This window comes from Salinispora tropica CNB-440 (genome assembly GCF_000016425.1).
GTDB classification, from domain to species: domain Bacteria; phylum Actinomycetota; class Actinomycetes; order Mycobacteriales; family Micromonosporaceae; genus Micromonospora; species Micromonospora tropica.
This window is the reverse complement of sequence record NC_009380.1, coordinates 5,113,282-5,132,398: the sequence shown is the minus strand read 5'-3', so window position 1 is coordinate 5,132,398 and position 19,117 is coordinate 5,113,282. Positions and strand designations below refer to the sequence as shown.

Below are 19,117 nucleotides of genomic sequence, written 5' to 3'. Positions count from 1 at the left end.
GGTAACGTCCCCGGCGTGACGACCATGCGGCTACGGCCCGAGGAACCGGCAGATACCGGTGCGGTTCGTCGGGTCCTCGCTGGCGCGTTCGCCCGTCCGGATGTCACCACCCCGCCGGAGATCGGCCTCGTTGACGAGTTGCGCGGTAGCGCGGAGTGGCTGCCGTCGCTGGCCATGGTGGCCGAGTACGGGGGTGAGGTCGTCGGCTACGCGCTGCTTACCCGGGTGCGGGTTCGCTCCGACCGCGACGACGTGGCCGCGCTCGCTCTCGGACCGGTGGCGGTCGCCCCGCACCGGCAGCGCATCGGGCTGGGCAGCGCGGTGGTGCAGGCGGCCCTGGACGCGGCCGTCGAGCTGGGTGAGCGCCTCGTGGTGGTGTTGGGTGATCCGGCCTTCTATCGGCGGTTCGGGTTCGGCCGGGCCGACCGGCTCGGCCTCACCAGCCCCTGGTCCGGGCTCGGCGAGCCCTGGCAGGCCCGAGTGTTGCCCTCGGTCGACGGCGGCGCGGAACCGCCTACCCCGGGCGAGGTGATCTTTCCTCCGCCGTGGGCGAAGGTGTGAGTCGACGGGCTACGCCGGCTGGGTGCGGAGGTAGCGGCCGAAGTGCGGCACCGTGAAGGCCACCGTGCCGCGTTCGCCGGAGTAGATGAGGCCCTTTTTGATTAGTGCGTCCCGAGCCGGGGAGAGGCTTGTGGGCTTGCGCTCCAGCGCGCGGGCGATCTCGGCGGTCGGCACGGCGGCGTCCATGTCGTCCTGGGTGCCGTCGTCCTCACCGTCTACCAGGGAGAGGGTCGCCATCGCCCGCATGTATTCGCGTTCAGCCGGAGTGGCCCGTTCGAACCGGGAGCCGAAGAAGCCCACCGCCAGCTCGGCCTCGGCGTCCGGCGCCGCCACCCGGACGTCGGCGGCGGTGATCGGTGAGCGGGGGGCGTGATCCCAGGTCGTCTTCCCGTACGCCTGGACGAAATAGGGGTAGCCGCCGGACTTTTCGTAGAGCAGGTCGAGCGCCTTCTGCTCGTACTCGATCTCCTCACGCTCGGCGGGCAGGCAGAGCGCCTGGTCGGCGGCGATCCGGTCGAGTCGATCGATGCGCTGGTAGCGAAAGAGCCGTTCGGAGTACGACTTCGCTGCGCTGAGTACGGCCGGTAGGTGCGGCAGGCCGGCGCCCACCACGATCAACGGCGCCCCGAGCTGGGACAGCTCATGGCAGGCGGCGCAGAGTGCGGAGACCTCCTCCGGGGCGAGGTCTTGCATCTCGTCGATGAAGACGGCGATGCCGGTGCCGACATCGGCGGCCACCGCGGCGGCGTCGGTCAGTAGCTCCACCAGGTCGATCTCGATGTCGCCGGAATCGGCCCGCCCGCTCGCGGCGGGGACATCGATGCCGGGTTGCCATCGGTCCCGCAGCCGGGGGGAGGCTCCACCCCGACCACTCGGGGCGGAACGCTGTGCGAAGGCCTTCAGGACGCCGAGGAAGGCATCGATGCGGTCCGGAGCACGGTGCCGGGGGGCCAGCTCGCGCACGGCCATGTGGAGGGCGGCCGAGATCGGACGGCGCAGCGACTGGTCTGGTCGGATTTCGATTTTGCCGCTGCCCCAGAGCCGGTTGATGGCCTGCGACCGCAACGTGTTGAGCAGCACCGTCTTACCCACGCCGCGTAGCCCGGTGAGCATCAGGCTGCGCTCGGGTCGGCCGCGCGCGATTCGCTCCAGGACGATGTCGAAGACGTCCAGCTCACGCCCTCGCCCGGCCAATTCGGGCGGGCGCTGCCCGGCGCCCGGGGCGTAGGGATTGCGGACCGGATCCACGCATCGGAGACTATCGGGTTGTCTAGCAACGGGGCTAGACAACGGTAGATGGGGCTACCGGCGTGTCGCGAACTCCGGTGTCGAGCCAAATCTAGGTCTATCTAGCCCCGTTGCTAGACAATCCTAGATTTGGGAATCAGTACATGCGTAGGCAGAGTACGAAGTCCAGCGCGTCGTCCGGGTTGTCGTGCACGTAGTCCGCGTTCGTACGTGGTTCCAGGACATCGCAACGGTCACTGTCGGTCGTCGCCGGAATTCGTCGCAGCACCTCGTACGTGTCCGGACCACATGGAACACTGCGCAGCCTGGCGTCGTCATCGGTACCGTCGTTGACCACGCAGTCACCCGGCGCGAAGTTCTGCCGGTCCTTCGAGTCGCTTGGAGCCCGACCCGGAGCCGTCGAGGTGGGGAAGGGCGACGTCGATGAGTCGTCGGCCCTGGTGGAGAGCTCGCAGGCCGCCCAACCGGTCAGGCCCAGGCAGGGGCAGAGCCCCAGCAGCACCACCAGTCCGATGATCAGAGCGATCCGGCCGCCGGAACGCTTCGGGGGCGTGGGGGACATGCCCGGACCGCCTGGAACGCCCCACTGACCAGCGACCGGCGGCGGCACCGGAGGACCCGACATCGGACCGGGTGGTGGGAACTGGCCGGGCGGTGGGAACTGACCGGGTGGTGGGAACTGATCGGCTCAGCGTTGCTTCAGGCAGAGCACGAAGTCGAGGGTGTCCAGGTCACTGTCGAAGAAGAACCAGTTGGTGTAGCCGCCAACGGAGGCGCACTTCGTCGCGGCGTCCTCCTCGCCGGTGGTCGGGCCGTCGACGCGGAGCAGCACCTCGTACGTCTGGGGGCCGCACTCGGTGATCAGCAGCTCCGGCTTGCCGTCGACCGGCCCATCATTGCGGACGCACTCGCCGACCTCGACGAAGCGAGGGTTGGCCGAAGAGTCCGGGGCGGCGACGTTGGGTGTTGGGCTCGCCGACGTATCCGGTTCAGCCGAGGAGGCCGAGGTCGTGATGCTCGGGTTTGGGCCGGACCCCGATGCCGCCGGCACCTCGTCGTCCCCGGTGCGGAACCAGAGGACACCTGCGCCGGCGCCGAGGAGCAGGAGCGCGACGATGCCGAGTACCGCGACCAGCGGTCTGCGGCGCCGAGGGGGGAACGGCCCGTCACCGTAGCCGGCCGGTGGTTCGTAGTCCGGCATGCGCATCCTCCTGCGGGAGTGGGAGCGGCTGGACACTCGGGGTGCCGCCGCCTTCGCCACCGTGGTGTGGCGGGTGCGGTTCAGATCAGACGGAGCTGGCGGTCCTTGGGGCGGCGGGGTTCCGGTTCACCGAGGCGTTCGAAGAGTCCCGGGTCAATTGTGGACAAGAATGGGGAGGGGCGACAGTCGTACTCGGTGCTGTGCCGGAATCGCCGGGCGGCATGGCTGAGGTAGAGCCGATCCTGCGCGCGGGTCACCCCAACGAAGAAGAGGCGTCGCTCCTCGGCGACCGCGTCATCATCCGGCTCGCTACCGGGCCAGCGCAGGGGCAAGAGTCCGTCCTCGGCGCCGACCAGGAAGACCACCGGGAACTCCAACCCCTTGGCGGCGTGCAGAGTGAGTAGGGTGACCGCCTGCGCACGCGGATCGAGGGCGTCCACCTCCGCCCCCGTGGCCAACTGGGACAGGAACAGGTCCAGGTCGTCGCCGCAGCGCCGAGCCAGTGGGGTGAGCAGGTCGACCGCCACCCGTACGTCGGCCGGCCCGACGGTGCCCGAACCGTCGAGGGTGGGGGTGGCGAACCGTTGCGCGACCACCTGTCCGGCGAGCCGAACCCGGGCCGGCAGAGCGCTGTCAACGTCGCCGGTGTGCCGCAGTTCCCGGGCGATGTCGGCGACGCCGGGGCGGTCGCGGAGCCGGTCATGGGAGCGCTTTTGTACCGGGATATTCGCCCGGGACAGCGCGTCGACGATCGGCGCGGCCTGGGCGTCGGTGCGGTAGAGCACCGCGATGTCGGAGAACGAGAGCGTCGTCGAGGCACCGTCGATTCGTCCCGAGTCCAGTGAGCGGTGCGACAGCCCACCGACCAACTCGTCCACCGTACGGGCGACGAAGGCGGCTTCGTCGGCGACGGAGGCGGCCGCGTACCGGCCAAGCAGGGGGGCCTCCGGGTCGAGCCGGGCCGGGTCCAGCCGACGGCCCCGGACCAGCGACGAGGGAGCGATCGCCTGTACCGCGGCGGCCAGGATCGGTGCCGACGAACGGTAGTTGCGGTTCAGCCGGACCAGCCGGGCATCGGTGAAGTCCTGCGAGAAGCGCAGGAAGTAGCGGACGTCGGCACCCCGGAAGGAGTAGATCGCCTGATCCGGGTCGCCGATCGCGCAGAGGTTCCCGTCGGCGGGGCTGAGCAGCCGGAGCAGCTCGTACTGCACCTCATCGACGTCCTGGTACTCGTCAACGAAGATCCATTGCCACCGGTCGCGGTAGGAGTCGGCCAACCGCCGGTCGGCCCGCAGCAGCGCCAGTGGCAGGGTGAGCAGCTCGTCAAGGTCGATCAGGTCCTGCTTGCGGAGCAGCGCCAGGTAGGTGTCGGGGTCGTCACCGGCCTCGGATCGGGCGGCGGCGCGGTCCGCGTCGTCGGCGATCCGGAAGTCCACCGGCAGCCCGGCGGCCTCACGGTTCTCCCGCAGGATCTGTAGGCCGACGGAGTGGAACGTGCCGACGGTGACGTCCTCCGCGACCGGCCCGAGCAGTCCGTCGAGTCGGTGCCGCAGCTCCTCGGCGGCTCGCCGGGTGAAGGTGATGGCCAGGCAGCGCTCCGGGAAGACGTTCAGCTCCGCGCAGAGGTACGCGATTCGGTGCGTCAGCGTACGGGTCTTGCCGGTGCCCGGACCGGCCACGATCAGCAGTGGTCCGCCGGGCGCGGACGCGGCCACCCGCTGCATCGCGTCCAGCCGGTCGAGCAGACCCGTGCCGACCTCCTCCATTCCGGACAGCATCGGCTCGAAGGGCTCGTGTGGCGAGGGGGGTGGCGCGATCGGCGGCGGGGGTGGGCTGGCCCGCCTCGGCTCCGGTTTCGTCGCCGGGCGACGGGCCTTCGGTTTCGGGGTCGGCTCCGTGGGCCGGCGCTGCTCCGGCACGGCGGGTATGTCGAAGAGCGTCTCCTGCGCCGCCGCGCCCCCGCCGGGGCGGAGTTCGGTTGGGTCGAAGAGGGTGATGACGCCGTACTCGCCATCAAAGCCCGACACCCGGCGGACCTCACCCCGGCGAAGCCGGCGGATGCCCTCGGCGAGGAGATCGCCGCCGACCCGGTCGATCTCCGCAAGCGGCGTCCGGGTGAGGATCTCCAGCTCCGGACCGAGCGCGGCGATCAGGTCGTTGAGCTTGCCCGCGACCTTCTTCGATCGCGCCCCCACCGTGTTGATCTCCCCGAGGAGTTCGGCCAGCGGCACCAGGTGGGTGACGTCACGGGCGTGCGCCGGCCGGTGCCCCGGGGGTCGGTCGGCCAGCTCCTCCACCCGGTTGAGGACGCCGACGGTCAGCGGCTTGCCGCACTCCGGGCAGCGCCCGCCGGCTGCCCGGGTCTGCTCCGGTGCCCAGTTGACGCCGCAGAGTCGGTGGCCGTCCGCGTGGTACTTCCCCTCCTCCGGGAAGAACTCGATCGTCCCGGCCAGGCCGTCGCCGGTCCGCAGCGCTTCCCGGATGGCGAAGTAGTCGCGGGCGGCAGTGAAGACCGTTGCCTCTCGGGCGAGCGCGGGCGGGGAGTGGGCGTCGGAGTTCGACACCAGCTGGTAGCGGTCGAGGCTGCCGACCCGCCAGTTCATCTCCGGGTCGGAGGAGAGGCCGGTCTCCACCGCGAAGATGTGCTCGGCCAGGTCGGCGTAGCAGTCGGCGATCGCATCGAAGCCGGACTTGGAGCCGAGGGCAGAGAACCATGGCGTCCAGATGTGCGCCGGTACGAGGTAGCCGTCCGGGCTCGCCGCAAGGGTGATCTCCAGCAGGTCGCGGGAGTCCAGGCCGAGGATCGGCCGGCCGTCCGAGCCGAGGTTGCCGATTCGTCCGAGTGCCGTGTTGAACCGGGCCACCGCCTCGAGGTCCGGTAGGTATACCAGGTGGTGCACCTTACGCGTCCGGTCGTCGCGTTTGTAGATCGTGGAGATCTCGACGCTGAGCATGAACCGTACCGGGGCGTTCTCCGCCTCGTCGGCGAGTCTCGGCGGTAGCCGGCGTGCGATCTCCCGCTCGGCCTCCGGAGCGAGCCGGTACAGGCCCGGCTCCGCCGGGTGCAGGGTCTCCCGGAGGTGGTCGTACCAGGCCGGGTGGGTGAAATCGCCGGTGCCGAGAACGGCGACGCCCTTACGCCGAGCCCACCAGGCGAGGTTCGGCAGGGTGAGATCGCGGCTGCAGGCCCGCGAGTACTTCGAGTGGATGTGTAGGTCCGCGACGAAGGACGGGAGGCCACCGGGGGGTGCGGCGTTGATCGGAGGCACGAGGCATCTTGCCATGAAGCCCGCGCCCTACGCCCGCCGCCACGCGCTCACGTGAGCTGCGCTATGCCGAACGTAGTTCGACGAGGGTGATCTGTGGCTCGGCACCGACACGGACCGGGGGACCCCAGAAGCCGGCGCCGTTGGTCACGTACACCTTGGTGCCGTCGACCTCGCCGAGGCCGGAGACCACCGGCTGCTCGAGCCCTACCAGGTAGTTGAAGGGTACGAGTTGCCCGCCGTGGGTGTGCCCGGAGAGCTGCAGGTCAACACCGTGGGTGGCGGCCTCGAACGCCGCGAACGGCTGGTGGGCGAGGAGTACCACTGGTCGGTTCGGGTCCCGATCGCCGAGGGCGGCGGCGTAGTCCGGCGGGCCAGCCACCCCGGTGCCGGCTGCCTCGACGTCGTTGACCCCGGCCAGGTCGAGTACCCCGCCCCGGGCCTTGATCTCCACCCGGTGGTTCTGTAGGACCCGCAGGCCGAGGCGGTCCACCTCCTGCACCCACTCCTCCACGCCGGAGTAGTACTCGTGGTTGCCGGTGACGAAGTAGCTGCCGTGTCGGGAGCGCAGGTTGCGCAGCGGTGCTGCCGCCTCACCCAGCTCGGCGACGGAGCCGTCCACCAGGTCGCCGACGACCGCGACGAGGTCGGCGTCCATCCGGTTGATGGCGGCCACGATCCGCTCGGTGTGTGCGCGTCCCCGTAGTGGGCCGAGGTGGATGTCGGAGACGGTGGCGATGCGGAGGCCGTCCATGCTCCGGGGTAGCCGGGCGAGGGGGATCTGCACCCGGTCCAGCTGGGGTGGGCCGAGGGCGGTGCGTACGCCGTAGCCGGTCAGGCCGGTAGCGGTGAGCCCGGCGAAGATCGCCGCCCCACGCGCGAGGAGCAGCCGGCGGGACGGATCGTGGTCCGGTTGCCCGTCGACGGGCGGTGCGGTGGCCGGTGGTTCGGCCGACCCGCCGGCTACCACCAGGGCCGGTTCTGGCACCGGGGCGGTCGGCGTGGCGGCGGAAACCCGGCGACGCAGCACCAGCCGGGCGACCAGCATCGGCAGTTCCAGGGCCACCAGTAGGAGCAGCAGGTAGAACATGACCGCGAGCCAGAGATAGCCCGGCCAGGCGAGCCAGTACGCCCCGGCTTGGGTGCTGATCAGCGTGGCCGGGACGAGCACCGCGAGTACCAGCATGGTGACGCCGCCGATGCGTCGCGGGAGCCCCGGTCGAGTGGTGTCGCGTACCAGCCGCTTCCACAGGTAGAGGTGGACCAGGCCAGTGACCAGGGCCAGGGCGGTGACGAACCCCAGTACCGCGAACAAGGCTGTGCCTCCCTCAGCCGCCCGCGAAGGGGGGCAGAACGTCGATTGTGGTTCCCGCGGGCAGCGGTGCCTGCCGATCGTGCCAGTTCACCCCGTCAACCAGGAAACTGGCAACGCCCAGTACCGCGCGAAGTCGTTCGCCGTGCCGGTCCGCGATGTCGGTCAGGACCGCGTCCAGTGACCGGCCGGCGGGCAGGTGCTCCTCGACGCGGCCGGCCGCCGCCCGGGCTCCGGCGAAGTAGCGGATCGTGAGGTTCGCGGTCATCCGGTCGGGCCGGTCGTCGGTTGTTGGCCCCCGCAGGTCGGACATGTCAGCCCCCTATCGCGGACATCGATCGGTCGGGTTGCAGGAACCCTGGATCGTCGATGCCGTGGCCAGCCCGTTTACCCCACATTGCGGCCTGCCAGCGGCGGGCGATCTCGTCGTCGTCGGCCCCGGCGCGGAGGGCTCCGCGCAGGTCGGACTCGGTCGTGGCGAAGAGGCAGTCGCGGACCTGGCCGTCGGTGGTGAGCCGGGTGCGGTCGCACTCTCCACAGAAGGGCCGGGTGACGCTGGCGATCACGCCGACCCGGGCCGGGCCGCCGTCGACCAGCCAGGTCTCCGCCGGTGCCCCGCCCCGGTGGGCTGGGTCCGGCACCAGGGTGTGTTCGGCCCGCAGCATGGCGAGGATCTCGTCGGCGGTGACCATGGTCGACCGGTCCCAGCCGCGTTGGGCGTCCAGCGGCATCTGCTCGATGAATCGCAGCTCGTAGTGGTTGTCGAGGGCGAAGCGCAGCAGCGCGGGCGCCTCGTCCTCGTTGACGCCGCGCATCAGGACTGTGTTGATCTTTACTGGGGTCAGCCCGGCCTTGGCCGCGCCGGTCAATCCGGTAAGCACGGCGTCCAGCCGGTCTCGTCGGGTCAGCCGGACAAACCGTTCCCGGTCGAGGGTGTCCAGCGAGACGTTCACCCGGTCCAGGCCGGCGGTGCGCAGGGCCGGTGCCACACGGTCCAGACCGATGCCGTTGGTGGTCAGCGAGATACGCGGCCGGGGGGCCAGCGCCGCGACCGCCGCGACGATGCCGACCAGGCCGGGCCGGATCAGGGGCTCACCACCGGTGAACCGCACCTCGGTCACGCCGAGCCGCCGCACCGCGATCCGGATCAGCCGGATCACCTCGTCGTCGTCGAGGAGCTGTGGCCCGGCGAGCCAGGGCAGGCCCTCCGCCGGCATGCAGTAGGTGCAGCGCAGGTTGCACTTGTCGGTCAGGGAGACGCGCAGGCTGCGGGCGACACGGCCGTGCCGGTCAACGAGGACGCCAGCGGTCGGTCGGGCGGAGCTCACCTGTTGACGGTAGCGCGCCCGAGCCGACCAGAGCGCTCCGGGCGGTGCGGGCGACCGCTTCGCGGTAGGCCGCGCCGAAGAGCGCGGTGTGCACCAGTAGCAGGTGGAGCTGGTGCAGCGGGATCCGCTCCCGCCAGCCGTCGGCCAACGGCCACACGTCGTTGTAGGCGGTGCGGATGTGGTCCAGGTGCGGTGCGCCACCGAAGAGCGCGAGCTGCGCGAGGTCGGTCTCCCGGTTGCCACCGTGTGCTGCCGGGTCGACCAGCCAGATCCGGTCGTCGTGTCCCCAGAGCAGGTTGCCCGGCCAGAGGTCACCGTGCAGCCGGGCCGGCGGTTCGTCGCCGCCGAGGGCGGCGGCCCGGTCGGCGACCCGCTCGACCAGCTTTCGCTCCACCGGGCCGAGCGCGCCGTTGTCGACCGACATCCGCAGGTACGGCAGCAGCCGGCGCTCGACGAACCACCGTGACCACGGGCCCTCGTCCCGGGTGTTGTCCGCCGGTAACGTGCCGATGAAGCCCGGCCACTCGGCGCCGAAGGCCGGGGCGCCGGCCCGGTGCAGGGCAGCCAGTTCCCGGCCGAACCGCTCGGCGACCCTCGGGTCGGGCTCGCCGGGTTCGACCCACTCCAGCGCCAGCAGGTTTGGCAGCGCCACGATCACCTCCGGTACGGCGACCGCGTTCGCCTCCTGTAGCCAGCGCAGCCCGGCCGCCTCGCTGGCGAAGAAGTGCGCCGGCTGGTGTCCGGTGGCCGACTCGGGCCAGGTCTTCGCGAAGATCGAATGCCCGTCGTCGAGGGTGAGCCGGGTGGCGGTGCAGATGCTGCCGCCGGCGACCGGCGTCTCCCGGATCCGCTGGTGGGTCCGGAAGGTCGGCAGATGCTCCGGGTGGGCCCGCAGATACGCCAGATCCATGCGTCGGACGGTAGTGGGTGGGCCGGCCGAGGGTGGCGGAGGCCGAGAAGTTGCCGAACCAGCGTAGCTACGCACCGTAGCTGTGGATGGACCGAAGGTTGTCCACAGGGGTGGACGGTGGTCACAAGCGGAGCGCAGGCTGCCGAAATGGCCTCGACCGAGCTCCCCCGGTTCTCCGTTCGCTCCCGCGCAGACCTGATCGCCGCCGTGCCCTATCTGCTCGGGTTCCATCCGGCGGAGAGCGTGGTCGTGGTGGCGATGCGCGGCCCACGGGTCACCTTCGCCGCGCGGGCAGACCTCGCGGACCTGACCGGGCCCGTCGCTGCGGACAGATCCGCCGGGGCAGTGGACGGTGCACCCGCTGCGGGCGGGCCTGCCGAGGTGGCCCGACACCTGGCGGCCGTGGTTGCCCAGCAGCCCACCGACCGCGCGACGGTGCTCGGATACGGGCCCGCGTCCCGGGTCACCCACGCGGTTGACGCCGTTCGGCAGGCCCTCGCCGAGGTCGGGATCGGGGTGCTCGACGCGCTCCGAGTCACCGGTGGCCGCTACTGGTCGTACCTCTGCCAGGAGCCGGAGTGCTGTCCGCCCGACGGCACCGCGTACGACTCGGGCACGAGCCAGGTGGCCGCCGCCGCGGTCCTCGCCGGTCAGGTCGCTCTGCCCGATCGGGCGGCTCTCGTGGCCCAGGTGGCGTCGGTCGAGGGCGACGAGCGAGCTCGGCTGCGGCGGGCTGCGCAGCGGGCGGGGCGGCGCTTCGCCGACCTGGTGATCCGGGTGCCCGGGGCCAACCGGTCGGGCGGGCGGTCGGTGCGGGCGGCGGGGAGCACCGCGATCCGGGCCGCTCAGCGTCGGCACCAACGGGGCGAACGGCTCGACGATGACGAAGTGGCCTGGCTGACCTGGCTGCTGACCGACCTGACGGTGCGGGATCTCGCCTGGGAGCGCACCGACGGGCGGGACGCCGACATCGCGCTCTGGGCCGACGTGCTCCGCCGGGCCGAGCCGGAGCTCATCGCCGCCCCCGGTTCGCTGCTGGCCTTCGCGGCATGGCGGGCTGGGGAGGGGGCGCTGGCGGCGGTGGCGTTGGAACGGGTGCTCGCCCCGCATCCCGACTATTCACTCGCGCTGGTGGTGGACGACCTGCTTCGGCGTGGTGTGCCCCCGACGCGTCTGGCCCGGTGGCCGGCCGTCGCGCTGCCCGGCGTGGTTCGTCCCCGCCCCCGGCGGGGCCGGCGGGGTGCCCGCTGACCGGCCGGCGGGGTCCCGGCCCTCGGCGGGCCGCTGTTCGCGCAGGTGGGCGCGAGGGCCACGCCGGCTCGGCCGGTACCGTAGCCGAGTGCGCAGGTACGCGGCGGTGGTGCTGGCCGGAGGTGCGGCCCGACGGATGGACGGTGTGGACAAGCCAGCCCGTCCGGTCGGTGGCCGCCCGATGCGGGACCGGGTGCTGGCCGCGGTCACCGACGCCGCACCGCGAATCCTGGTGGGCCCGGGGGTTGGAGCGCCGACCGGTGTGCTGATTACCCGGGAGTCGCCGCCGGGCGGGGGGCCGGTCGCCGCTGCCGCGGCCGGGCTGGCCCGGCTGCCCGCCGATGTGGACCTTCTCGCTCTCCTCGCCGCCGACCTGCCGCTGCTTACCCGGGAAGCGGTTCGGGAACTGCTGGGCCACCTCGACGGCGAGCGGGGCGGGGACCAACCGGCGGCGGGCCCCGGTGGGATTGACGGGGTGTGTTTCGTCGACGACGCCGGGCGGCGGCAGCCGCTGTGCGGGGTGTGGCGGGTCGCTCCGCTGCGGGCCGCGTTCACCCGACTTGCCACCCAGCGCCCCCTGGCCGGGGCGTCACTGCGGGCCCTTCTACCGGGGTTGGCCGTACGCGAGGTGCCGTGGCGTGGGGATGGCCCCCCGCCCTGGTTCGACTGTGACACTGACGAAGATCTACGCCGGGCAGAGGAGTGGGTGCGATGACGACGATGGACGACTGGGTGACAGCGGTCTGCACCGAGCTTGGCCTCGACCCTGCTCGGGTGCCGGTGCCAGCGGTGCTCGACCTGACTCGGGAGGTGGCGCATCAGGTGTTGCGCCCCGGCGCCCCGGTCGCCGCCTACCTGGTGGGCGTCGCGGTCGGCGGGGGCGCGGAGCCGGCCGCTGCCGCAGCCCGGATCCACCAGCTGGTCGCCGATTGGCCGGTCGAGCTGGGCGCGGTGGGTGAGCCCGGAACCCCGAATGACCGGGCCCACCCACCGGGGCAGAGCTGACTAGCTGTTCGGTAGCCAGGCCAGGCTCTGCCCGGTCGTCGGGTCGGTGGCCCGCAGGCCCGCGTCCGACACCGTCCAGAGGGTGTCGCCGACGAGTAGCGAACGGCTGATCCCCGCATCCGGGTGGGTCACCTCGCCCTGGTCGGTGAGGGTGTCCCCGGAGACCCGCAACAGGCGCAGCCCGGCGTTGACCGGGACAGCGAGTAGCCCGGTGGATGCGTCGTACTGGAAGGCATGCGGGTCGTGCTCGGCGGCGGACCAGGCGTGCGGGCGGTGCCAGCGGTCCAGCCGGAGCGGTTGGGCCGGGTCCCGGACGTCGAAGAGCGAGACCTGGAGACCCTGTATGCGTCCGTCGAGGTCGGCCTCCTGCCCGATGCCGAGCAGCCGACCCTCCGCGACCGGGTGCAGGTACGCCGAATAGCCGGTGATCTTCAGCTCCCCGGTGACCCGGGGGGCGGCGTGGTCGCTCAGGTCGAGCGCGTAGAGCGGGTCGGTCCGCCGGAACGTCACCACGTACGCGGTGTCGCCGAGGTAGCGCACCGAATAGATCTGCTCCCCCGGGCCCAGGCCGGTGACCGCCCCGGTCAGGGCCAGCACCGCGCCCTGTCGACGCAGCACGTGGACGCCAGACTCCGAACCGCGCTCGTCCCGGCCTACGGTGGTGGTAGCCACCCGTAGGTGGCCCTGCCACTGCGACAGGGCGTACTGGTTGATGAGCCGGCCGGGCACGGTGCCGGCGGCGACGTATCGGGGGCGGCCGGTGGCGGTGGTGTCGAACTGGTAGATGTCGGTGACCGACGTGCCGATCTGATCGGGCCAGCGGCCCGGTGTGGGCGGTTCCTCCAGCTGCCGCCAGCTCGCCAGGTAGAGGCTGTCGCCGGTGCTGTAGACGGTGTCCGCGTCGGCGGCCACGCTGACCGGGTCGCCGTCGGTGAGCCGGTCGGCGGTGAGGTCGAAGCTGAGCACGGTCAGCATGGCGGAGCCGGTGCCGGTGTGCGGGCGGCTGAGTCGGTCGCAGGCAACTCGATCGCTCCCGTGCTCCGCTCCGGCCGTCCACTCGTAGGCCGGCAGCCACGCCTCGATGCCCGCGGCGGCCACCGTGGCCCGGTTCGCCTCCTGACGGGCCGCCTCGTCGGCCGTCGCGGGCAGCTCCGGGAAGGTCACCCGGGGGTAGGACTGGACCACCACCCGGACCGTGCTCCCGGTCTGTCGGGCGTCCAGGGTGCGACCGTTGATTTCGTAGGTGCTGATCACCTGGGGCGGGCCACTCAGGTCAACCAGCAGGAGCCGGGCCGTGACGGGCTCGGGGCGGAAGCTCGTTCTGGCCGGCTCGCTGGCGGTTTCTTCGCGAGCGACGTCGCTCGCTGGGCGGACCATCGGTGCCGCATCGGTGAGGACCAGGGCGTGGTCGCCGTGCAGGAGCAGGTCGTACTGGCCCCAGTGGGAGGGACCGCTGATGTTCAACCGCCCGGTGAACCGGTTGGTGGCGGGGTCGACGACGCGGAGCACGCCCTGGTTGATGGTGATGATCCGTCGTCCGTCGGTCTTGACCAGGTCCGGCTCGTCGACGCCGGGCTGGTAGCTGTTGGTGACCGAGTGTTGCTCGGCCGACATCGAATCGGCGAGGTCGGCGGTGGCGGCCGGAGAGTCCACTGCGGTCCGGTGTTGGAGCATGGGCCCGCCGGTGGGGAGCCCCCATGGGCGGACGGCGGCCGCGGTGGTGGCGCGCAGTTCGGCCAGCGCGTCGGCGCAGGAGTCGAAGGAGACCAGTTGTAGCGGTGACCCGGGTCCGCTCGGCGTCATACTCGGTGCCGACGTGCGCGTAGCCGTGGCGCTACCCGCGAGCAGGAGGAGCGCGAGCAGCGTGCCCGCGACAACGGTAGGACGGCGTACTGTCATGCCTCCTCCGACGGCTCTGGCCGGCCCGCGGTTCCCGTGGGGCCTGCCGGCCCCCGCTCGGCGGCGAAGCTCGCCGCCAAGGAGGCGGCGGCGGGCCCCGGGACGGTTGCGGCCAGCAGTGCCGTTGGTCAGTCGGGGGATGGGCCGACGCCGGGGGACTCGACGAGCCGGGAGAGCACGATGGTGCTGCGGGTGGAGGTCACGAAGGACTCGGCCCGCAGTCGTTCCAGCGCGGCCTCGAGGTGGGCGATGTCGGCGGCGCGGAGGTGAACGAGGGCGTCCGCCTCACCCGAGACGGTGTACGCCCCAACGACTTCGGGGTGCCGGCGGGCCGCGACACCGATCTGCGGTGGCGTGGTCCGGCCGGCGCAGAACAGCTCGACGAACGCCTCCGTGGTCCAGCCGACCGCGGCCGGGTCAACGACGGCGGTGAATCCGCGGATGACTCCGGTCGCGCGAAGCCGATCAACCCGCCGTTTCACTGCCGGGGCGGACAGGGAAACCCGCTGTCCGATGTCGGCGTAGGACGCACGGGCGTCGGCGACGAGCAGCGCAATGATTCGCTGATCCACTGCATCTATCTGCAATGTTCTGCCTCCAGGAAGCAAGATTCGTGGCTGTTATCGCTGTTCGACGAAACCTACCTTGGTAATCGTGAACCAGCAGCGAGTGCCGCGAAAGCGGATATATCTCATGTGCTCGCCGAAGCACTTCGCGGTTGAGTACGCCATCAACCCGTGGATGGATGTCACCGCCGCAGTCGACGCGGAGTTGGCGGTCAAGCAGTGGGACGGGCTGCGCGAGACGCTGGTCGGGCTCGGCCACGACGTGCGCCTGCTCACCCCCCAGCCGGGGTTACCCGACATGGTGTACGCGGCCAACGGCGCGTTCGTCGTCGACGGCACCGTCTACGGCGCGCGGTTCAAGCACGCGCAGCGGAGCGCCGAGGCCACGGCCCACCGCGCCTTCTACCAGTCTCGCGGTTGGCACTTCATCGCCCCGACCGTGACCAACGAGGGTGAGGGTGACTTCGTCTACCTGCCGGCGGCGCACGGTGGTCTCGTCCTGGCCGGCTACGGCTTTCGGACCGAGCCTGCCGCCCATGCCGAGGCGCAGGAGGCGTTGGGACGGCCCGTGGTTTCGGTGCGGTTGGTCGATCCCCGCTTCTACCACCTGGACGTGGCGCTGGCCTCGATCGATGACAGAAACATCGCCTACTACCCGGGCGCCTTCTCCACCGCCAGCCAGAAGGTTCTGGCGCAGCTCTTTCCCGAGGCCGTCGTCGCCGATGACGTCGACGCCCTCGCGTTCGGTCTGAACCTGGTCAGCGACGGACGCAACGTCGTCCTGAACAGCGAGGCGACCGGCCTCGCAGACAAGCTGGCAGCCGCCGGCTACCAGCCGGTGCCGGTGGCGCTGGCGGAGTTGCGAAAGGGCGGCGGAAGCGTGAAGTGCTGCATCGCCGAACTGCGCCACTAGAGCGGCTGCGCCGCTCCCGCTCAGCCGAGCGTGGCCAGCTCGGTCAGAAGCACGTTGGAGAGTAGCTGGCCGTCGAGCTGGACCTCCCGGAGGTACCACCGCTGCTGCGGGGTGCGCGGCTGGTTGAACTGCCACACGCCGCGGGGGCTGTCAACCCGGCCGATCTTGCCGAGCGCGAGGTTCACCGCCGGTGGGGTGGGTGACTCGCCAGCACGCCGGATCGCCTGGTTGAGGACGTGTGCCGCGTCGTACGACGCCGTCGCGTACGCGGTCGGCGAGGTGCCGTGCTTCTTGCGGTACGCCGAGGCGAAGAGCCGGTTGGCCGCGTTGTTGAGGTCAGGCGAGTAGTTCAGGGCGGTCTGAATGCCGAGAACATCCGTCTCGTCCTTGAAGCTTGCCAGGACGTTGCCCTCGGTCAGGAAGCCTGGGGCATAGATGGGGCCGGTGTACCCCTCCGCGCGGAGCTGCTTGAGGAACTCCACGGCGGCGGCTCCAGCGAAGAAGCAGAAGACGCCGTCCGGGTCGCGCTTGAGAGCCGTGGCGATGTCTCGCCGGTAGGCGCTCTTGCCCGGGGTGCCGGAGATCTCCTCGGTCCAGGTAACCGGATCTCCGATCCGGGGATCGGACTTACCGAATTCCTGTTGGAAGCCCCGGAGTACGTCCTGGCTGGCCGGGGACTCCGGCATGATGATCGCCAGCCGCTCCGATGGCGCGAGTGCCTCCTTCAGGTAGTGGCCGAGGGCCCGACCGACCTCGTCCAGCACGTACGACGTGCGCCAGATGTAGACGACGCTCTGCAGACTGCTGGGGGAGGCGTTGGATCCGACCAGTGGCACCTGTGCCTGCTCCACCTTGTCCCGGATGCCGAGCATGACGGCCGAGCTGACGACACCGGTGAGGGCCAGTACGCCCTGCTTGAGCAGCTTTTCGACCGCGGCCTGGCCGGACTTCGCGTCGTTGCCCTCGTCGACGGTGACCAGCGAGGTCGGGTGCCCGCCGAGCTGCCCCTCGTTGAGGTCCAGGAAGAGTTGGAAGCCGTTGGCCACCTCGGTCCCGACATCAGTGAGGTCACCGGTCTGCGGTATGAGCATGCCGATCTTGATTGGGCTCAGCGGAGCGTCGGTCTCGGACTCACTGCTGTCGCCACATCCCGCCACGAGTCCGGCCGTGCCAAGCGCAGCCAACAGCTGTAGGGCGCGCCTGCGGTTTACCTGTGTCACCGGTTCCCTTTCCAGAGTCTGGCCGGGCGCATCCCTGCCCATCCGGCGTTCTACCCGCTCGACAACGCTGCGTCAACTTACCGGCGAAGTCCCGGTGAGGGACCGTAACGCGAGGACGACCTCCGGCCAAGCCGTTGACTCTGGGTCGATAAGGCCAAAATGCTCGCAATTGGTGAGCTCGAGGAGGTGGACGTTGCCGCCGGTGGCGCGCCTGGCCGCGACGAACTCCCGGCTCATCGTGATGGGCACCTGCTGGTCGAGGACACCGTGCATAACTACTGTCCGTGATTTGGATGGCGGCAACGAACGCGGATCACAGGCCGTGTAGCGGTCCGGCACCTCGGTCGGGCCGCCGCCGAGCAGTGCGGCCACCGCACCCGTGTCCAGGTCCAGCCGGTAGGCCTCGGCCAGGTTCGCCACCGGGGCCAGGGCGAGGACCTCACCGACCACGGCGGGCAGGGTAGCGGCAGCGTAGAGTGCCAGCTGCCCACCGGCCGAGTGACCGATGAGGATCGGCGGGCCGGCCGCCATCGCGCCGGGGAACGCCTCGGCCGTCAGCCGGGGCAGCTCGGACACCCCGGTCAGGATGTCGGCCATTGTCCCCGGCCAGCCACCGCCGGGCTGCCCGGTCCGGCGGTACTCGATCTGTGCCACCGGGTAGCCGAGCCGGGCCAGCGCGGTCGCCAGTGGTGCGGTGTGCCGGCGGTCGTACTCCGCCCGCCAGAAGCCGCCGTGCACGACGATCACCAGTCGCTGGGCCGGTCCGGCGCCGGTTGGCCGGCGCAGATCCGCGACCTGGTCCAGATGGGGGCCGTAGGCGACGGTGACGTCCGGGGCCGGCGCGGGACGGGTGAGCACGGCACGCGGGTCGCTGGACATGCCCGTGACGGTAGCGGGTGGCCCCGATCGGCGCTGGTCGTTGGTCCCGGGGGGCATCGGGGCCGGCGGCTGGGGAAAGATGGGTGCCATGACCGAAGCGCAGTCCGCAGGACAGAACGACGTGCAGGACCAGGCTGACGAGCAGGGCCAGGACGATGCTGCTCGGACCGGCACCGTGGTGGTGGTGGGACCGGACGGCCGTCCAGTCGGCACGGTGCAGACCGACGAGAGCCAGGAGGACCCGGCTCGACTGGTCGAGCAGCCTGCCAAGGTGATGCGGATCGGCAGCATGATCAAGCAGCTGTTGGAAGAGGTCAAGGCCGCCCCGCTCGACGACGCCAGCCGGCACCGGATGCGGGAGATCCATGAGCGGTCCATCGTCGAGCTCAAGGAGGGGCTCGCCGTTGAGCTGCGGGAGGAGTTGGAGCGCCTCGCCCTGCCCTTCACCGAGGAGAAGGCGCCCAGCGAGAGCGAGTTGCGGATCGCCCATGCGCAGCTTGTTGGCTGGCTGGAAGGGCTCTTCCACGGCATCCAGGCGGCCTTGGTCGCCCAGCAGATGGCGGCCCGGGTGCAGCTGGAGCAGATGCGCTCCGGTCGGCAGGCACTCCCCAGCGGGCCGGGCGGAATCGCGCCCGGCATGCCCGGGATGGGGCAGGCGGCGGGCGGCGAGGGGCACGGTACCGGTCAGTACCTCTGATCGGTGCGGCCCGGGGCCGCTGTCAGCGGGTCAGCAGCCGATCAAGGTATACGGCGACCCCGTCGTCGTCGTTACGGAGGGTGGCTTCGTCGGCAGCCGCGTGAACCGCCGGGTGTGCGTTCGCGACCGCCACCCGGGCCCAACCCGCCCAGGAGAACATCGGCAGGTCGTTCGGCTGGTCACCGAAGACCAGAACCTCCGCCGGGTCCACGCCGAGTCGTTCGGCGACCACCCGGAGCCCGGTCGCCTTGTCCACGCCGGGCGGGCAGATCTCGATGAAGCCCAGGCCGGCCTGGGTGAGCGAGGCGGCGTGCGGTGGGATGACTCGCTGGGCTACCTCCAACAGCTCGTCAGTGTGGTGGTCGGCGGTACGGGCAAAGGCCTTGATCACTTTGCCGGAGAGGCATTCGGCGCGGCTGCGCGACTCGAACAGGTCCGGGTACGGCCAATTCGCGTGGTAGTCCCCCCAGAGCGGTGCGTTGTGTTCGTCTGACGACTCCACCATGACGGTCAGCGGGCCGACCGTTGCCTCCAGCTCGGTCAGCAGCTCCGCCAGCACCGCGCCGGAGAGCCACTCGTTGCGCAGCACCAACGGCCCGTCCGGGTCGCTCTGGTCCACCACCCGGCCGCCGTTGGCCATCACCAGGAAGTCGGCGGCGCGGATGTCGTTGCGGGTCAGTTCGGTCAGCCGTGGTCCGCGACCGGTCGCGCCGACCATCGGAATGCCGGCGGCGCGCATCCGGTCGAGCACCTCGTGGGTGTACGCGGAGACGGTGTTGTCACTGCGGACGAGCGTCCCGTCCAGATCGGTGGCGATCAACTTGGGTAGACCCGGGCGGCCCATGGCTCCTCCTTCGCCCG

Annotated in this window: 19 protein-coding genes; 6 read left to right on the top strand and 13 right to left on the bottom strand. The window is 71.1% G+C overall.

What is annotated here, in order from left to right:
- Positions 1 to 24: 24 nt before the first annotated feature.
- Complete coding sequence (locus tag STROP_RS22930; protein ID WP_012015735.1) at positions 25 to 561, top strand: GNAT family N-acetyltransferase; 537 nt, start codon at positions 25 to 27, stop codon at positions 559 to 561.
- A 9-nt stretch (positions 562 to 570) separates the two neighbouring features.
- Here the strand turns inward: STROP_RS22930 and STROP_RS22925 are convergent, their stop codons facing one another.
- From STROP_RS22925 to STROP_RS22890, 8 genes are all read right to left on the bottom strand, one after another.
- The gene (locus STROP_RS22925; protein WP_012015734.1) at positions 571 to 1,809 is read right to left on the bottom strand and encodes an ATP-binding protein; all 1,239 of its coding nucleotides are present in this window, start codon (positions 1,807 to 1,809) and stop codon (positions 571 to 573) included.
- A 136-nt stretch (positions 1,810 to 1,945) separates the two neighbouring features.
- On the bottom strand, positions 1,946 to 2,371 hold the full coding sequence (locus tag STROP_RS22920) for an LppU/SCO3897 family protein (protein ID WP_080516622.1): 426 nt from the start codon (positions 2,369 to 2,371) through the stop codon (positions 1,946 to 1,948).
- Positions 2,372 to 2,497: 126 nt separating this feature from the next.
- Positions 2,498 to 3,010 carry an LppU/SCO3897 family protein gene (locus STROP_RS22915; protein WP_012015732.1) on the bottom strand — a complete coding sequence of 171 codons (513 nt, stop codon included), beginning with the start codon at positions 3,008 to 3,010 and terminating at the stop codon, positions 2,498 to 2,500.
- Positions 3,011 to 3,090: 80 nt separating this feature from the next.
- Positions 3,091 to 6,279, bottom strand: coding sequence for a UvrD-helicase domain-containing protein (locus STROP_RS22910; RefSeq protein ID WP_028564953.1), 3,189 nt, complete (start codon positions 6,277 to 6,279; stop codon positions 3,091 to 3,093).
- Positions 6,280 to 6,340: 61 nt separating this feature from the next.
- On the bottom strand, positions 6,341 to 7,591 hold the full coding sequence (locus STROP_RS22905; protein WP_012015730.1) for a metallophosphoesterase: 1,251 nt from the start codon (positions 7,589 to 7,591) through the stop codon (positions 6,341 to 6,343).
- A 13-nt stretch (positions 7,592 to 7,604) separates the two neighbouring features.
- Entirely contained in the window at positions 7,605 to 7,901 is a 297-nt protein-coding gene (locus STROP_RS22900; RefSeq protein ID WP_012015729.1) for a MoaD/ThiS family protein, read from the bottom strand.
- Position 7,902: 1 nt separating this feature from the next.
- Positions 7,903 to 8,916: a GTP 3',8-cyclase MoaA gene (moaA, locus tag STROP_RS22895; RefSeq protein ID WP_012015728.1), complete on the bottom strand. Its 1,014-nt coding sequence runs from the start codon at positions 8,914 to 8,916 to the stop codon at positions 7,903 to 7,905.
- Positions 8,879 to 9,826, bottom strand: a complete 948-nt coding sequence (locus STROP_RS22890) for a fructosamine kinase family protein (RefSeq protein ID WP_012015727.1) — start codon at positions 9,824 to 9,826, stop codon at positions 8,879 to 8,881. The genes moaA and STROP_RS22890 overlap by 38 nt, the downstream gene beginning before the upstream one ends.
- Positions 9,827 to 9,973: 147 nt before the next feature.
- Here STROP_RS22890 and STROP_RS22885 point away from each other — a divergent pair, with 147 nt between their 5' ends.
- From STROP_RS22885 to STROP_RS22875, 3 genes are all read left to right on the top strand, one after another.
- Complete coding sequence (locus STROP_RS22885) at positions 9,974 to 11,077, top strand: DUF4192 domain-containing protein (protein WP_028566516.1); 1,104 nt, start codon at positions 9,974 to 9,976, stop codon at positions 11,075 to 11,077.
- Positions 11,078 to 11,165: 88 nt separating this feature from the next.
- Positions 11,166 to 11,792, top strand: coding sequence for a molybdenum cofactor guanylyltransferase (mobA, locus tag STROP_RS22880; protein ID WP_026274718.1), 627 nt, complete (start codon positions 11,166 to 11,168; stop codon positions 11,790 to 11,792).
- Positions 11,789 to 12,082, top strand: a complete 294-nt coding sequence (locus tag STROP_RS22875) for a DUF6457 domain-containing protein (RefSeq protein WP_012015724.1) — start codon at positions 11,789 to 11,791, stop codon at positions 12,080 to 12,082. The genes mobA and STROP_RS22875 overlap by 4 nt, the downstream gene beginning before the upstream one ends.
- On the opposite strand, the gene STROP_RS22870 is transcribed toward STROP_RS22875, so the two are convergent.
- Positions 12,083 to 13,981 (bottom strand): beta-propeller domain-containing protein, encoded by a 1,899-nt coding sequence (locus STROP_RS22870; RefSeq protein ID WP_012015723.1) that lies wholly within the window; start codon positions 13,979 to 13,981, stop codon positions 12,083 to 12,085.
- Between the two features lie 128 nt (positions 13,982 to 14,109).
- Positions 14,110 to 14,568: an Lrp/AsnC family transcriptional regulator gene (locus STROP_RS22865; protein ID WP_012015722.1), complete on the bottom strand. Its 459-nt coding sequence runs from the start codon at positions 14,566 to 14,568 to the stop codon at positions 14,110 to 14,112.
- Between the two features lie 106 nt (positions 14,569 to 14,674).
- Between STROP_RS22865 and ddaH the strand changes: the two genes are divergently transcribed.
- Positions 14,675 to 15,460: a dimethylargininase gene (gene ddaH, locus STROP_RS22860; protein WP_026274719.1), complete on the top strand. Its 786-nt coding sequence runs from the start codon at positions 14,675 to 14,677 to the stop codon at positions 15,458 to 15,460.
- A gap of 20 nt (positions 15,461 to 15,480) precedes the next feature.
- On the opposite strand, the gene STROP_RS22855 is transcribed toward ddaH, so the two are convergent.
- Positions 15,481 to 16,680 (bottom strand): ABC transporter substrate-binding protein, encoded by a 1,200-nt coding sequence (locus tag STROP_RS22855; protein ID WP_026274720.1) that lies wholly within the window; start codon positions 16,678 to 16,680, stop codon positions 15,481 to 15,483.
- A 72-nt stretch (positions 16,681 to 16,752) separates the two neighbouring features.
- Positions 16,753 to 17,559, bottom strand: coding sequence for an alpha/beta hydrolase family protein (locus tag STROP_RS22850; protein ID WP_012015719.1), 807 nt, complete (start codon positions 17,557 to 17,559; stop codon positions 16,753 to 16,755).
- Positions 17,560 to 17,638: 79 nt separating this feature from the next.
- Here STROP_RS22850 and STROP_RS22845 point away from each other — a divergent pair, with 79 nt between their 5' ends.
- Positions 17,639 to 18,256 (top strand): bacterial proteasome activator family protein, encoded by a 618-nt coding sequence (locus STROP_RS22845; RefSeq protein ID WP_012015718.1) that lies wholly within the window; start codon positions 17,639 to 17,641, stop codon positions 18,254 to 18,256.
- A gap of 22 nt (positions 18,257 to 18,278) precedes the next feature.
- Here STROP_RS22845 and STROP_RS22840 read toward each other — a convergent pair whose 3' ends face one another.
- Complete coding sequence (locus STROP_RS22840; RefSeq protein WP_012015717.1) at positions 18,279 to 19,100, bottom strand: HAD hydrolase family protein; 822 nt, start codon at positions 19,098 to 19,100, stop codon at positions 18,279 to 18,281.
- Positions 19,101 to 19,117: the final 17 nt, after the last annotated feature.